The following is a 15,219-nucleotide window of genomic DNA, read 5'->3' as shown; positions in this document are numbered from 1 at the left end:
TCCTCTCTATTTTAGTTAATTTGCTAATAAACTAGTATATCGAGCAGCCACTTCTGCTTCCATTTGAGCTAATAGATTCCCTCTTGTTTCTGCATCTAATTCCTTTAATATTTCTATCGCTAACTCATCATTTAGCTCTTGCAAAATAGGTGCAGCAGATTTAGGCTTCATTGTGTCAAATGACTTTGCTAATTCTTTATAATCTGTACTATCTATTTGTTCTTCTTCTATAGCTTGATCTTCTATTTGTTTCGATAGTTGTTCCATTTCGCCTTCTAAATTTTGTATTTCTTTTTCCTTCGCTTGTAATTCTGCTTGAACTAATTCTAGTTCTTTATTCGCTGATAATAGAGCTTCGTCTTTTTCTTTTAACTCATTTGTATGTAATTCCTCTTGATCTGTCATTACCGTTTCAGAAATAAAAGGAATTTTATTTAATACGTCTTTTGTAGATTTAACTACATCTACTCCCATAAATTGCAAAATGATGAATGTGATGATTAACGCAAAAATAATTGGTACAACAATCACAATTAGCCATTGCAATATACTCGGCTTCTTCGTCTCTGATTTGGGATTGGTTTTCATTCCTTCACCTTCCCTTACTATCTGTATACTTTCGAATGGAAATTTCGTCCATAGTGCTTTGTTCCATTTTATTGATTAAGAGGTATTCTACTTGTTTTTTTCTATCAATGATCTTCTCGAATTTCTTTACTTCGATATATTTTTGAGTTAGCTCTTCTTGCAATTTATTCATACAATCTCTAGCATGATTTACTTTTTTTTGTACAGAGAGAATATTTGGTGTTAAATAATTCAAATAATTATAATAGCCTTTCATTTTATCAATACTTCCATCTATTAAACTATTTTGATAAGCTACTTCCATCGCTTCTTTCTTTTTTAACAGATGTAAGAGTTCCTCCGCGTATTTTTCGAATTCATCTACAGCCTGTCTGAACTGGATTTGTACTTCATTCTTGTCATTTTCTTTAATTTGCTTTATTTTTTCAAATTTAGTCCAATTATTCATGATGATGCACTTCCATTTAGTATGTTTTGAAGCTGTTGTATTGCTTGTTCGCGATTTGTTGACTCATCAATACCTTGTTTTAGAAAGTTCATGATCTTTGGCTGTAATTGAATAGCATTATCCACAACAGGATTGGTACCTCTTTTGTATGCCCCTATTTGGATTAATTCTTCGTTATCTTGATATGTTGCTAAAATGTTTTTTGCTTGTTGAACAATTTGTAAACTTGGTTCATCAACAATATTAACCATTACTCTACTTACAGATTGCAACACATTTATTGCTGGGAATTGTCCTTTTTCTGCTAGCTTTCTATCTAAAATAAAGTGTCCATCTAAGATACCTCTCGTTGTATCAGCAATTGGCTCATTCATATCATCACCATCTACAAGTACTGTATAAAATGCTGTAATGGTTCCATTGCTACTCGTACCTGTTCTTTCTAATAATGAAGGAAGTAATGCGAATACGGATGGTGTGTACCCTTTAGTTGTTGGTGGTTCGCCAACAGCCAATCCAATTTCTCGTTGTGCCATTGCAACACGTGTAACGGAATCCATCATTAAATTGACTTCATAACCTAAATCTCTAAAATACTCGCTAATCGCTGTAGCAGTATAAGCACCTTTTATACGCATTAATGCTGACTGATCAGATGTAGCTACAACTACAATCGATTTTTTTAATCCTTCAGACCCTAGTTCTTTTTCAATAAACTCCTTCACTTCACGTCCACGTTCGCCAATGAGTGCAATCACATTCAAATCTGCTTCACTATTACGAGCAATCATTCCCATTAAAGTACTTTTACCAACACCACTTCCAGCAAAAATACCAATCCTTTGTCCTCTTCCAACTGTTAACATCGTATCAATTGCTTTCACACCTACAGGAATAATTTCTTTAATTCTTGGTCTTGTTAGTGGGTTTGGTGGTGATTGCTCTGTTGGATAATCTTTTAACCCTTTAGGCAAATTAGATTTATCCAGTAATTCACCTGTTGAATCAATCACTTTGCCAATTAGAGACCTACCTACATTAATCGTTAATGATTTTTTGGTTGATTCCACCAAACATCCTGCAGCAATATTTTGTACAGAAGTATATGGCATAAGAAGTACTTTTTCTTCATAAAAGCCAATCACTTCTGCCATTATTTTATTATTATTTAAATTCGTGTGAATATAGCATACTTCTCCGATTCTTACTTCTGGTCCTCGTGCTTCAATTAACAGACCTACAACACGATCTACTTTTCCAAAACGTTTATATGTGTCGATTTCTTCTAATCGATTAGTCAGCATTGTTATGTCCACGATGTAGTTCCTCCACTATCTCAGTTAGACTTGTTCTTATTTCACCAAGTTGCGTATTGATTGAAGCATCTATTTTTCCAAATGGTGTGACAAAATAAACTTGTCCATTTGTTAGTGTCGTGTCAACATATAATAATAATCCTGCTTGATTGTTTGTGATTCTTGCAAGTTCATCTTTGTTTTCAAGTAATAAATCATATTGTTCATTTGAAACATATATTTTGATTGTTGGTTGTTCTTTGACTTGCTGAATAGCTTTTGAAACAAGTGATAAAAATACATCTGTTTCTTGTATCGAAGTATTTACTATTTTTTCTGCTATCGACAAAGCAAGATCTAAAATTTGTTTATCGCTGCTTTGTATTATATTGTAATAATCTTTTTGCGCGTTACTTACAATCGTATTCGCTTCATCAATAATCGCTACATATTGATTGTGACCATCTATCTTTCCCTGTTCAAATCCTTTTTCATATCCTTCTTGTTGCGCATCTTCCGTAATTTTAATCCGTTCTTCATCCCACTTTAGCCTTGCTTTTTCGATTTCTTCATTTGTTGTAAAAACTTTTTTTTCAAGCTCTTCTTCCATTTTCTTTAGTTCATTTTCTTTTGCATTCAACTGATACCACTTGTCTTCTAAAGTAGTTGTTTCTGCTTCTTTACGCTTGATTTGAAGTGGTTTAATCTGAATTTTTTTTGTAGGTAATGATTGTTTGCCTAAATTAGACAATAATATCATCTCCTCCGCCTCTAGCTATAACGATTTCACCTATTTCTTCTAACCTTCTAACTACAGAAACGATTCGTGATTGTGCTTCTTCCACATCTCTCAATCTAACTGGACCCATAAATTCCATTTCCTCTTTAAATGTTTCCGCCATTCTTGTAGACATATTACTAAATACAATATCTTTTACTTCATCACTAGCTACTTTTAGTGATAAGCGTAAATCATCATTTTCCACTTCACGAATAACACGTTGTATTGCTCTGTTATCCAATGTGACAATATCTTCAAAGACAAACATTCTTTTACGAATTTCTTCAGCTAATTCTGGGTCATCAATTTCTAAAGCATCTAAAATCGTCCGTTCTGTACTTCGGTCTACCCCATTTAAAACATCCACGACTGCCTGTATACCACCAGTTTGTGTATAATCTTGTGTAACAGTAGTAGAGAGCTTTCTTTCTAAAATTTGTTCTACCTCTGCAATAATCTCTGGTGAAGTAGAATCCATTACTGCAATACGTTTCGCTATGTCTGCTTGTAGTTCCTGCGGTAAATCTGACAATATTTGAGCAGATTGTTCTGAATCTAAATAGGACAATACCAATGCAATTGTTTGCGGATGTTCATTTTGGATAAAGTTAATGATTTGCGACGGTTCTGCTTTTCTAGCAAAGTCAAAGGGTTTAACTTGCAAAGAGGAAGTTAACCTACTTAATATATCATTCGCTTTATCTGTACCTAATGCTTTTTCTAATACAGTTTTTGCGTAGCCTATACCACCTTGAGAAATATAATCTTGCGCTAATGCAATTTCTTGAAATTCTTCTAGTATGGCCGCCTTTTGTTCATTATCTACCTTTTTCACTGAAGAAATTTCGAGTGTTAACTGCTCAATCTCTTCAGGTGTCAAAAACTTGTATACTTGTGCGGATACATCTGGACCAAGTGAGATTAATAGAATTGCTGCTTTTTGTTTACCAGTTAATGCACTTTTTTTTCTAACCAATTTCATTAACCTCCTTAGTCTTCAGAAATCCAACTTCTTAATAATTTTGCAAAATCTTCTGGTTTTTCTTGTGCATATTTCTCTAATTGTTTTCTACGTTTTGTATCATCTGAATCGTCATTCATTACCATCGCAGGTACTTCTTCAGAAATGACTGTTTCTTCCTCCACTTCTTCTTCCGTTACCTTTTTACGTTTGCGTAATAATAGTATTAATACAATGATTATCACGACTAATAATGCTAGAGCAATGTATACATATATTGGAATGGTAGTAGTAACTACATTTTCTGTCGTATTGTCTACACCATTAAACGGTTGGAACACAATAGATACGTTCTCACCTGGCACAACATTTCCATAGGACTTATCGATTGTTGTCTGAATAATGGAGTCCAAGATCGATGCGACACTTTCTTCTACTGCAACTTGTTCAGCTGGCGCCAATTGTTCAACTTCGCCATTTTCGCCAGTTCTTGTATTGTCAATAGCCACTTGAATTCCTAAATCTCTAATTTTATATGGACTTTCTACAATATCTCTCTGAATTCTATTAAATTCATTATTAACAGATTCTTTCACCATTTCATAATCGCCGACGTTACCATCTAATCCCGCTGGATAATTCGGAGTGTCGCCTTCCTCCGTACCAACAGCACCATTCTCGGGCTGTGCACCTGTAAAAGATTCTGTTATTGTTTCAATACTTACAGGTAATGTATCTGTTTCTTCATTTACAGGTTCGACTAATTGTTCGACTCGTTGTTCTTGTGTAAAGTCAATATCTGCAGTCGCGGATATTGCCACTTTATCCATTCCAATCATCATACCAAGCATTCGTTGCACTTGACGTTCAATATCTTGTTCAATATCTTGTTTTATTTGCTGTTGTGACGCATAACTTTCAGAACTTGCTAAAGTATTTTCATCATTTAAGTCAAAATACTCAAAATTTTGGTTCATAATGACGATATTATCTGTAGAAAGGTTTGGTACAGATTTAGACACTAAATGATATAGTGCATTAATTTGATTTGGTTCGAATTGGTACCCTGGCTGCGTTTGTATTACAATTGCCGCACTTGAATCCTGTTTTTGTTCACTAACAAACACAGGATCCTTTGGAATAGTCAAACTAACTTCAGCAGAATCGATTCCTTCAATTTGAGCAATTAGATTCGCTAACTCTGATTGCATTGCATCTAATTTCATTACATCAAATTCATTATCTGTCACACCCCAAGAACTATTTTCAGAGAAGAATGAGTAATCTATACTTCCACTTTTGGGAATTCCTTGTGAAGCTAAATCTACAAGTAATGATTGAGCTTGCGCTTCAGGCACTTGAATTGTTGTGCCTCCATTGATCAATTCATATTGGACACCTTTTGCATCCAATTCTGCTTTTATTTGTCCAACTTCTTGTATTGTTAAATCACTATATAATGGCACGAAATTTTTGTTGCTTGCAAATATACTTATACCAATGATTAAAATCAGAATAATACCTAGTGAACCAAATATTGTACCTTTTTGAAGTTTCGAAAGTGACTGGTACTTTTCTTTTGAAACACGTATGTACTTTTTTATTGTCTCATTCATTTTTTGCCCCCAAAACTAATTACTCAGACGTTATTAAACTTGCATTCGCATTACTTCATTGTAAGCATCTATTACTTTCTTTTGCACCTGTACACCTGTTTGTAAAAGTATACTTGCCTTTTGTGCAGTGATCATTACATCATGTAAATCATCAATTTGACCATTTGCTAATGCTGTCGTTTTTTTATCAGATTCTAACTGTGCATTATTTAATGACTCTATTGCATTTTGCAAATTAGATGCGAATTCTTTTTGTGCCTCTCCGACTGTAATATTGTTTTGAACAGTATGATTATTCATACCATTAATATGTTGGGAATTAAGGAAATGTATGTTCATTTTGTATCCTCCATAACTCTAAATTTATTTACCAATTTCTAAAGCTTTAAGCAACATCGATTTTGTTGCGTTAAGTGATGTTACATTTGCTTCATATGAACGAGTTGCACTCATTAAATCAACCATCTCTTTTAAAGGATCGACATTAGGCAATTCGACATAGCCATTTTCATTCGCATCTGGATGATTAGGGTTATATACTAATTTAAAAGGTTCGGTCTCATCCTCTACTATTTCAGACACGATTACTCCCTCACCACGAGAATTGCTATTGCGTGTTTGTCTATTAAGTACAGAAGAGAACCCTGTGTCTTTTGATTCAAATACTGTCATTTTTCTTCGGTACGGTTCGTATTCCCCATCCTCATTGATTGTCGCTCTCGTTGTATCGACATTAGCTATATTAGATGAAATGGTGTCCATTCTTAATCGTTGTGCAGTTAAGCCACTTGAACTTACATTTATTGCATTAAATATCGACATCTTTAATTACCTCCTCTAATAACAGTGTTCAAGCTATTAAATTTACCATTTATGCGATCAATTAATGCCTGGTAATAGATTTGGTTTTTTGCTAATTCTGTCATTTCTTTGTCAATATCTACATTATTTCCGTTATGGTTATATGTTGTTGTATCATTTGTCACAATACTGTATGAACTTGAATTGTTATTACCAAAAGAATTATGTTTCTCATTCGTTCTAGTTGCTTGGAATTGTCTATCTAGTTCCGTATGTAATGCATCTTTAAAAACAACCTCTTTACTTTTGTAGTTAGGTGTATCTACATTTGATATGTTATTTGCAATTGTTTGATTCTTAGTACTAGCATAGTTTAAAGAACTTTGTAATGTTTGAATGGTATTACCAAAAATCATAATTTTCTCCTCCATTTTCTAAAAACCGACAAAAAAGTAAACACTCTATCGAATATTGTAAGACAAATAATCCAAAGTGTCTATGACGAAAAGTCACTTATATGTGATTTTTGCAGTCACACGTAAAAAATGAGTCTTTTTTATCAGTTTAAAAAGTGGAAATTCGGATATATTTTAGTTATATTAACCTATTTATAACAATATAAAAAACACACTCAACTTATTTATCTATTTTCGATAAATCATGTTCGTGTGTTTTTTCTGTATTTATTAGTCTAATAATACTAATATTTCTAAATTGAAATCGACAATTTCATTTAGTTATAATTTTGTAATTCTTTTAAAAATTTATCATTTAAAATCTTAATATACGTACCTTTCATTCCAAGTGATCTCGACTCAATTACACCAGCACTTTCCAATTTACGTAACGCATTAACTATAACGGATCTAGTAATTCCTACACGATCAGCTATTTTACTGGCAACAAGTAATCCTTCTTTACCCCCAAGTTCTTTGAATATATGTGCAATTGCTTCTAATTCACTATAAGAAAGTGAACTTATTGCCATTTGTACCACAGCAGTTCGTCTAGCTTCTAGTTCAATTTCTTCTGATTTTTCATGTAATATTTCAATCCCTACAACTGTTGCACCATATTCCGCCAGAATTAAATCATCATCTTGAAAGCTTTCAGCTAAACGACTAAGAATTAAAGTACCTAATCGTTGGCCCCCTCCGATAATTGGTACGATCGTCGTTAGTCCTGATTGAAACAATTCCTTATTTTCAACAGGAAAAGCAGTATATTCACTATCAATTGTTAAATTGATTTCTGTTTCTTTAATATTAAACAGGTTTTCCGTATATTCTAATGGGAATCTTCTTTCTTCTAACATACCTTTCATTCGGTCATTCTCGATTTGTTGATTGATTGCAAATCCAAGTAACTTCCCTTTTCTACTTACAATAAAAACATTCGCTTCAATTACATCTCTTAATGTTTTGGACATTTCTGTAAAATTAACTGATTTTCCTTTTGACTTTTGTAACATCGCATTAATTGCTCTTGTTTTTTGTAATAAATTCATGTGTAACACCAGCCTTATAAAATAAATTGACTAAGATCTTTATTTTTTGCAATGGACCTTAGTTTCTCGTTCACATAGTTTTCTGTTATCGGGATACTAGCTACGCCAATCTCAGATGCTTCATAAGATAATTCCTCTAATAGTCTCTCAAGTATTGTATGAAGCCTTCTTGCTCCGATATTATCCGTTTCTTGGTTCACTTCATAAGCGATTTCTGCAATTCTCGTTATTGCATCATTATCAAAATGAATAGAGATACCTTCTGTTTCTAACAATGCTTGATATTGTTTAATTAACGCATTGGAAGGTTCCACTAATATTCGTTTAAAATCTTCTACAGTTAGTTTCTCTAATTCCACTCGAATAGGGAATCTCCCTTGTAATTCTGGAATCAAATCAGACGGTTTTGACATATGAAAGGCTCCTGCAGCAATAAATAAGATATGATCTGTTTTGACAGAACCATATTTCGTCACAATAGATGAACCTTCAATAATTGGTAAAATATCTCTTTGAACGCCTTCTCTTGAGACACCACCCGCATTGTCTTGTTTTACTGCAATTTTATCAATTTCATCTATAAAAATAATACCCATTTGTTCCGTTCGTTCTATCGCTTTTTGTGTAACCAAATCCATGTCAATTAGCTTTTGAGCCTCTTGTTGTGTTAATATCTTCCTTGCATCTCGTACTAGCATTTTTCTTTTTTTCTTTTTCTTAGGCATTAATGAACTAAATGCATCTTGCATATTCATACCCATCTGTTCCATACCTGATCCTTGCAACATATCAAACATAGAAGGTGTTTGTTCATCCACTTCTACAATTACCTCATTATCTTCTAACTCACCTAAATCTAATAATTTTTTCTTTTGAGCTCTCTTTAATCTTATTTCTTCTTTTTCTTCTGTCTCTTGATTATTTTCGTTTGCCTGTTGCTGATTATTCATAAAAAACTCAAATGGGTTTTTTGAATGATTCGACTTTTGTTTTGATGGCACGAGCAATTTTAGTATTTTATTGTTTGCTGCTTCAATTGCTTTCTCTTCAACATTTTTCATTTCCTCTTCTTTTACCATTCTAACAGATGTTTCCGTCAAATCTCGTACCATTGATTCGACATCTCTTCCAACATAACCAACTTCTGTATACTTCGTTGCTTCAATCTTTATAAATGGTGCGCCAACTAATTTGGCCATTCTTCTTGCAATTTCAGTCTTACCCACACCAGTAGGTCCAATCATCAGAATATTCTTAGGCATGATTTCATTCTTTAATTCATCAGGTAATTGCATTCTTCGGTATCTATTTCTTAAAGCAATAGCGACAGCTTTTTTTGCCTGTTGTTGTCCAACAATAAACGTATCTAGATTTGATACAATTTGTCTTGGTGTTAAATTCATTGACATTTTTGTACCTCCTATTGTTACAATTCTTCTAACACTAAATGGTTATTTGTAAATACACATATTTCCCCAGCTATTTCTAGAGAAGCTTTTGCTATTTCACTTGCTGTTAGAGAAGGTGCATTTCTTTTCAATGCTCTTCCAGCACTTAATGCGTAATTACCTCCAGAACCTATTGCTAAAATCCCGTCATCCGGTTCGATAACCTCTCCTGTCCCTGAAACTAGTAGTAATTCACTTTTATCCATAACGATTAGCATCGCTTCTAATTTACGTAAATACTTGTCATTTCGCCAATCTTTCGCTAGCTCCACTGCTGCTCTTGATAATTTACCATCATAACTCTCTAACTTTTGTTCAAAACTCTCAAATAGTTGAAACGCATCTGCAACAGATCCTGCAAATCCAGCTAATACTTGATTCTTGTAAATTCGTCTTACTTTTTTTGCCGAATGTTTCATTACAACTTGATTTCCAAATGTAACTTGGCCATCTCCACACATTGCGCTTTTACCGTTATGTTGTATCGCAAATATTGTCGTTGCATGAAATTGTTCCATCACTCAATCACTCCTTTAATTTTTGGCTCTTGGATGTGCATTTTGATACACTTTGCTCAATCTGTCTTTAGAAACGTGTGTATAGATTTGTGTTGTAGATAGTGTGGAATGCCCTAATAATTCTTGTACAACCCTTAAATCAGCACCATTATTGAGTAGATGCGTAGCAAAAGTATGTCTTAATTTATGTGGATGAAGTTTTACAGTAAGTCCAATATCTTTTGCAATTTTGTTTAAAATATATTGTACGCCTCTAGTTGTCAACGGTGCTCCTTCAGCATTTACAAAAATATAATTAGTTGATGTATTCTGTTTGTTTACCAAGTCTTTTCTTCCGTTTAATATGTATCTTGAAAGGGCATCTTTTGCAAATTCTCCAAAAGGAACATATCTCTCTTTATTCCCTTTCCCTAGCACAAGTATTGTTTGTAAATCAAAATCAATATCTTGTAATGTCAATTGTACACATTCACTTACACGAATTCCTGTTGCATACATCAATTCAATTATTGCAATATTTCTTTGTCCTAATGATGTATCCGAATCCATTGTAGATAAAATTAATTCCATCTCTTCATCATATAAAAAATGTGGAATTGGTTTATCTTGCTTAGGTAAGCTAATTTGTTTAAAAGGATTGGATTCCACCACATTTTCTCGCATTAATATTTTGTAGAATGTTCTTAGTGCCGATATATGTCTTGCTACAGATCGTTTGGACAAACCTTGTTTATATAATGTCGTCAAATAATTTCTAATAATTAAATGGTCTACTTCTTCCAACATACTAATATTTTCATTCTCCATAAAACGAATAAAATGTGTGATATCATGATAATAGATATCTATCGTATTTTTAGCTGCATTTCTTTCGATTTTTAAATAATCTAAAAATAACAACCATTCTTTGTGAAATACATTCATTATACCACTCCTAAATGCTATAAAATACTAACATAAGATAGGAATTACTTCAATTCATTTCGCAATTTTGTCAAAGTTTTCTGAATGGTCATATTATTTAAGTACTTCCCATTTATTGTCCGATATAAACAAATTTTGCACACATACAAAGAGCTTGTTACACAATTATCGTAAACAAGCTCTTTGTCTTTAACTCTCTTCTTTTTCTTTGTAATCACATGATGGGCATTGTACTTGGGCTGTTTTTTTAGATTTCTTCTCTACTAACATTGTATTACATTTTGGACACTCTCTTCCTACAGGTTTATCCCATGATAAAAAGTCACATTCCGGATAATTATCACACCCATAAAAAGTTCTTTTTTTCTTAGATTTTCTTTCCACAACATTGCCTTCTTTACATTCTGGACATTTCACACCAATTTCTTTCAAAATTGGTTTTGTATTTCTACAATCAGGAAAGTTAGAGCATGCTAAGAATTTCCCATATCTCCCCATCTTGTATACCATCTCGTGGCCACATTTTTCACAATCAATTCCTGCAGGCTCATCTTTAATTTCAACTTTCTCCATTTCTTTTTCTGCCACTTGAAGTCGTTTCTCAAAGCCTGTATAAAATTGATCAATAATCTCAATCCAATTAGTTTTCCCATCTTCTATTGCATCAAGATCTCCTTCCATCTTAACGGTGAAAGCAACATCGATAATTTCAGGGAAGAACTCTTCAATTAATGAAAGAACAATCTCTCCTAATTCTGTTGGAACAAATCTTCTATTATCAAGAGCTACATATCCTCTACGTTGAATGGTGTCTAATGTAGGAGCATATGTTGAAGGGCGTCCTATTCCTTGCTCTTCTAATGTCTTAACTAGCCTTGCTTCCGTGTATCTTGGTGGTGGCTGAGTAAAATGTTGATTCGGCTCAATTTTCTCTGATCGAATTTTTTCGCCTTCCGCAAGTTCTGGTAACCAATGATCTGCTTGCTTTTCTTGGTCATCACTACTTTCAATATACACTTTCATAAAACCTTTGAATTTAATCTTAGAACCAGTCGCTCTAAATTCAACTCCTTCATTTACTAAATGAACGGTCATTGTATCCATCACAGCCGGTGCCATTTGACTAGCCATAAAACGATCCCAAATCAACTTATATAAACGTAATTGATCTCTTGATAAGATTGCTTTTAATGACTGAGGATCACGCAATACATTCGTAGGTCTAATTGCTTCGTGTGCATCTTGTGCCCCATCATTCTTCTTCGCTTGTTTAACAGTGCCTAAATATTCTTTACCATAATTTTCTTCAATATAGTCTTTAGCTTGATTTTGTGCCGTAACAGAAATTCTCGTAGAATCTGTACGCATATACGTAATCAAACCTGTTATGCCACCTTCGCGTTTGCCTAAATCAATACCTTCATATAATTGTTGAGCAATCATCATTGTTTTACGCGCTCTAAAATTCAATTTCCGTGCAGCTTCTTACTGTAATGTGGACGTAGTAAATGGTAAAGATGGATTTCTTTTTCTTTCTTTTTTAGTCACTTTATCGATGGTAAAATCTTCACCTTTAATTTGTGACAAAATTTGGTCGACATCTTCTTTAGATTTTAATGCTTGTTTTTTTCCGTTCGTTCCATAGAAGTTGCCTTCAAATTGCTGTTTGTCTTTATTGAATGAAGAAGTAATACTCCAATATTCTTCAGGTTCAAAATTCTTAATTTCATTTTCTCTATCAATAATTAATTTTACAGCGACAGATTGTACACGTCCTGCACTTAATCCTTTTTTAACTTTTTGCCATAATAATGGGCTTATATTATATCCAACTAATCGATCAAGTACCCTTCTTGCTTGTTGCGCATCAACTAGATCCATATTAATTTTACGTGGGTGCTTAAACGATTCTTTTACTGCTTCTTTTGTTATCTCATTAAAAACAACTCGACAATCTGAATCAACATCTATGTTTAAACTATGCGCCAAGTGCCAAGCTATCGCTTCTCCTTCGCGATCCGGATCGGCCGCAAGATATACTTTATCCGCTTTTTTTGCTGCAGCTTTTAAATCTTTTAAAACAGGTCCTTTTCCTCTAATTGTAATATATTTCGGTTCAAATTGCTCTTTTACATCTACACCCATTTGACTTTTAGGTAGATCTCTTATATGTCCCATAGATGCTTTGACTTTAAATTTACGACCTAAATATCTCTCTATTGTTTTTGCTTTTGCAGGTGACTCCACAATTACTAAATATTGTGCCATAATTATACCCTCCCAAGAGGCCTACTCCCTATTTGTTCAATCTTTATATTCCATTGTGGTAAAACTGGAATTTCATACAATAAATCTTCCCTATTATGAAATACTTTCTTAGCTTTTGTCAAACATATCAAATAATATTTTACATTTCAAACCTCATTTTACATAATTTTCTCATCATTTGAGATTAGCATTTGCCATCTTTCTTTGCTACTTTCCCATTCATTTAAAATATCTACTGCACTGTAAACGAGTTTGGCACCATCTTGAATCAGTTGATGACAGCCTTCACTTGCAATGTTCATTAAGGAGCCTGGAACTGCTAATACTTCTCTACCTTGTTCTAATGCTTGTTCGACTGTTATTAATGATCCGCTTTTTTGTTTTGCTTCAATAACGAGTGTACCAAAGCTTAATCCACTTATAATACGATTTCTTTCAGGGAAATAGTATCTCTTAGGGGATTGATTTGGTGGATATTCTGAGACAATCAACCCGACTTCACTTATTCTATTGAATAGTTTTACATGTTCTTTAGGGTAGATATGATTTAAGCCACAACCTATGACAGCAATTGTTGGACTTTGTTCCATTATTGCGATCTCATGTGCTATTCCATCTATACCTAATGCTAATCCACTACAAATTAACCAATTCTCTCTTGCTAGTGGTATAAGTAATTTTTGCATGACATTTCTTGCATACTTAGATGGCTGTCTAGTACCGACTACACTTAATATTGGGTCATATTTTAGCAAAGAAGGGTTACCATGAAGATAGAGTACAAGAGGTGGATCGGGTATACATCTTAAAGAGGGTGGGTACTGTTGATGATATATTGTTATGATTGTATATGTTTGAGCATCACGATATATTTCTTTCTTAAGTGAGGTATTTTGTAGTTCATTTTTTATCCATGTCGCCTTATCTAAAGATATTTGATACTGTAAAACAAGTTCAGTAATGGACAGATGATATAACTCTTCTAAATATGGGTCTTTTTTTAACATTTTCCAAATCAACTTTCTACTTACACCTTTTATTCTATGAAGATGAATTAATCTCCAAGATGATTTATCCACAATATCACATCCTTTTGTAAATAAAAGAGATGGGGGGTTCCCATCTCTTTTACTAAAATAAAATTAATGAGTTTTACATTTATCATAAAGTTTGTTCTTTTTAAGCACTTCAATTAAAGTCTCACCCATCACTGATGGCGTTTCTGCAACTTCAATTCCACAGCTATTTAACACGTTAATTTTTTCTTCTGCAGTTCCTTTTCCACCAGAAATAATCGCACCTGCATGTCCCATTCTTTTACCTGGAGGCGCAGTACGACCACCGATAAATCCTACTACTGGTTTCGTCATATTTTGTTTTACCCATTCCGCTGCTTCTTCTTCCGCTGTCCCACCAATTTCTCCAATCATCATGACAGCTTCTGTCTCAGGGTCTTCATTAAATGCTTTTAATGTATCAATAAAGTCTGTGCCATTGACAGGGTCTCCACCAATTCCTACCGCTGTTGATTGACCAAATCCTGCTTGAGATAACTGATGAACAGCTTCATATGTTAATGTACCAGAACGTGAGACGACACCTATATGGCCTTTTTTATGAATGTAACCTGGCATGATACCTATTTTACATTCTTCAGGAGTGATAACACCAGGACAATTCGGACCTACTAATCTTGTATGTTTACCTTCCATATATCGCTTCACTTTTACCATATCCATTACAGGAATATGTTCTGTAATACAAATAACCAAATCCAATTCTGCATCTACAGCTTCAATAATTGCATCAGCCGCAAAAGGTGCTGGAACATAAATTACTGAAGCGTTTGCACCCGTCTGTAATACAGCTTCTTGAACCGTGTTAAATACAGGTACTCCTTCTACTTCCGTTCCACCCTTTTTCGGTGTTACACCCCCAACAATGTTTGTCCCATATTCTAACATTTGCTTTGTATGGAAAAGTGCCGTAGACCCTGTGATACCTTGGACTAGCACTTTCGTATTTTTATTAATAAATACACTCATCCAACTAATCCTCCTTTAT

General features: G+C 33.7%; 15 protein-coding genes and 1 pseudogene. All 16 read right to left on the bottom strand.

The window, feature by feature from the left end; genetic code table 11:
* Window positions 1-15 precede the first annotated feature (15 nt).
* The 16 genes and pseudogenes from ACFOZ1_RS06195 to sucD all read right to left on the bottom strand — a co-directional run bounded on the left by ACFOZ1_RS06195 (window position 16) and on the right by sucD (window position 15,200).
* Window positions 16-588 carry a MotE family protein gene (locus ACFOZ1_RS06195; protein WP_390197185.1) on the bottom strand — a complete coding sequence of 191 codons (573 nt, stop codon included), beginning with the start codon at window positions 586-588 and terminating at the stop codon, window positions 16-18.
* Between the two features lie 4 nt (window positions 589-592).
* On the bottom strand, window positions 593-1,036 hold the full coding sequence (gene fliJ / locus ACFOZ1_RS06190) for a flagellar export protein FliJ (protein WP_390197183.1): 444 nt from the start codon (window positions 1,034-1,036) through the stop codon (window positions 593-595).
* Window positions 1,033-2,352 (bottom strand): flagellar protein export ATPase FliI, encoded by a 1,320-nt coding sequence (fliI, locus tag ACFOZ1_RS06185; protein WP_390197180.1) that lies wholly within the window; start codon window positions 2,350-2,352, stop codon window positions 1,033-1,035. Before fliI ends, fliJ begins: the two co-directional genes overlap by 4 nt.
* Complete coding sequence (gene fliH, locus ACFOZ1_RS06180) at window positions 2,330-3,082, bottom strand: flagellar assembly protein FliH (protein ID WP_390197177.1); 753 nt, start codon at window positions 3,080-3,082, stop codon at window positions 2,330-2,332. The genes fliI and fliH overlap by 23 nt, the downstream gene beginning before the upstream one ends.
* Complete coding sequence (fliG, locus tag ACFOZ1_RS06175; protein WP_390197174.1) at window positions 3,075-4,094, bottom strand: flagellar motor switch protein FliG; 1,020 nt, start codon at window positions 4,092-4,094, stop codon at window positions 3,075-3,077. The genes fliH and fliG overlap by 8 nt, the downstream gene beginning before the upstream one ends.
* Before the next feature lie 8 nt (window positions 4,095-4,102).
* Window positions 4,103-5,689, bottom strand: a complete 1,587-nt coding sequence (fliF, locus tag ACFOZ1_RS06170; RefSeq protein ID WP_390197172.1) for a flagellar basal-body MS-ring/collar protein FliF — start codon at window positions 5,687-5,689, stop codon at window positions 4,103-4,105.
* Between the two features lie 33 nt (window positions 5,690-5,722).
* Entirely contained in the window at window positions 5,723-6,028 is a 306-nt protein-coding gene (gene fliE, locus ACFOZ1_RS06165) for a flagellar hook-basal body complex protein FliE (protein ID WP_417398451.1), read from the bottom strand.
* Between the two features lie 24 nt (window positions 6,029-6,052).
* Window positions 6,053-6,511 (bottom strand): flagellar basal body rod protein FlgC, encoded by a 459-nt coding sequence (gene flgC, locus ACFOZ1_RS06160; RefSeq protein ID WP_390197169.1) that lies wholly within the window; start codon window positions 6,509-6,511, stop codon window positions 6,053-6,055.
* Window positions 6,512-6,513: 2 nt separating this feature from the next.
* Window positions 6,514-6,909, bottom strand: a complete 396-nt coding sequence (gene flgB, locus ACFOZ1_RS06155; RefSeq protein ID WP_390198080.1) for a flagellar basal body rod protein FlgB — start codon at window positions 6,907-6,909, stop codon at window positions 6,514-6,516.
* 314 nt (window positions 6,910-7,223) lie between these two features.
* A complete protein-coding gene (gene codY / locus ACFOZ1_RS06150; protein WP_390197167.1) occupies window positions 7,224-7,997 on the bottom strand; it encodes a GTP-sensing pleiotropic transcriptional regulator CodY in 774 nt (257 codons plus the stop codon).
* A 14-nt stretch (window positions 7,998-8,011) separates the two neighbouring features.
* The gene (hslU, locus tag ACFOZ1_RS06145; RefSeq protein ID WP_390197165.1) at window positions 8,012-9,406 is read right to left on the bottom strand and encodes an HslU--HslV peptidase ATPase subunit; all 1,395 of its coding nucleotides are present in this window, start codon (window positions 9,404-9,406) and stop codon (window positions 8,012-8,014) included.
* A gap of 17 nt (window positions 9,407-9,423) precedes the next feature.
* Window positions 9,424-9,963: an ATP-dependent protease subunit HslV gene (gene hslV / locus ACFOZ1_RS06140; RefSeq protein WP_390197162.1), complete on the bottom strand. Its 540-nt coding sequence runs from the start codon at window positions 9,961-9,963 to the stop codon at window positions 9,424-9,426.
* A 15-nt stretch (window positions 9,964-9,978) separates the two neighbouring features.
* Entirely contained in the window at window positions 9,979-10,887 is a 909-nt protein-coding gene (gene xerC / locus ACFOZ1_RS06135; RefSeq protein ID WP_390197158.1) for a tyrosine recombinase XerC, read from the bottom strand.
* 189 nt (window positions 10,888-11,076) lie between these two features.
* A pseudogene (gene topA / locus ACFOZ1_RS06130) lies at window positions 11,077-13,155 on the bottom strand (type I DNA topoisomerase).
* Window positions 13,156-13,313: 158 nt separating this feature from the next.
* Window positions 13,314-14,234, bottom strand: a complete 921-nt coding sequence (gene dprA, locus ACFOZ1_RS06125; protein ID WP_390197155.1) for a DNA-processing protein DprA — start codon at window positions 14,232-14,234, stop codon at window positions 13,314-13,316.
* Between the two features lie 63 nt (window positions 14,235-14,297).
* Complete coding sequence (gene sucD / locus ACFOZ1_RS06120; RefSeq protein WP_390197152.1) at window positions 14,298-15,200, bottom strand: succinate--CoA ligase subunit alpha; 903 nt, start codon at window positions 15,198-15,200, stop codon at window positions 14,298-14,300.
* Between the last annotated feature and the right edge of the window lie 19 nt (window positions 15,201-15,219).

Origin of the sequence: Gracilibacillus marinus (assembly GCF_042651725.1) — a bacterium.
GTDB lineage: Bacteria > Bacillota > Bacilli > Bacillales > Amphibacillaceae > Gracilibacillus > Gracilibacillus marinus.
This window is presented reverse-complemented; position numbering and strand designations above follow the sequence as displayed.

Coding starts and splice junctions, on each gene's coding strand:
- ACFOZ1_RS06195 (WP_390197185.1), bottom strand. CDS start 588: ATGAAAACCAATCCCAAATCAGAGACGAAGAAGCCGAGTATATTGCAA.
- fliJ (WP_390197183.1), bottom strand. CDS start 1,036: ATGAATAATTGGACTAAATTTGAAAAAATAAAGCAAATTAAAGAAAAT.
- fliG (WP_390197174.1), bottom strand. CDS start 4,094: ATGAAATTGGTTAGAAAAAAAAGTGCATTAACTGGTAAACAAAAAGCA.
- fliF (WP_390197172.1), bottom strand. CDS start 5,689: ATGAATGAGACAATAAAAAAGTACATACGTGTTTCAAAAGAAAAGTAC.
- fliE (WP_417398451.1), bottom strand. CDS start 6,028: ATGAACATACATTTCCTTAATTCCCAACATATTAATGGTATGAATAAT.
- flgC (WP_390197169.1), bottom strand. CDS start 6,511: ATGTCGATATTTAATGCAATAAATGTAAGTTCAAGTGGCTTAACTGCA.
- codY (WP_390197167.1), bottom strand. CDS start 7,997: ATGAATTTATTACAAAAAACAAGAGCAATTAATGCGATGTTACAAAAG.
- hslU (WP_390197165.1), bottom strand. CDS start 9,406: ATGTCAATGAATTTAACACCAAGACAAATTGTATCAAATCTAGATACG.
- hslV (WP_390197162.1), bottom strand. CDS start 9,963: ATGGAACAATTTCATGCAACGACAATATTTGCGATACAACATAACGGT.
- xerC (WP_390197158.1), bottom strand. CDS start 10,887: ATGAATGTATTTCACAAAGAATGGTTGTTATTTTTAGATTATTTAAAA.
- sucD (WP_390197152.1), bottom strand. CDS start 15,200: ATGAGTGTATTTATTAATAAAAATACGAAAGTGCTAGTCCAAGGTATC.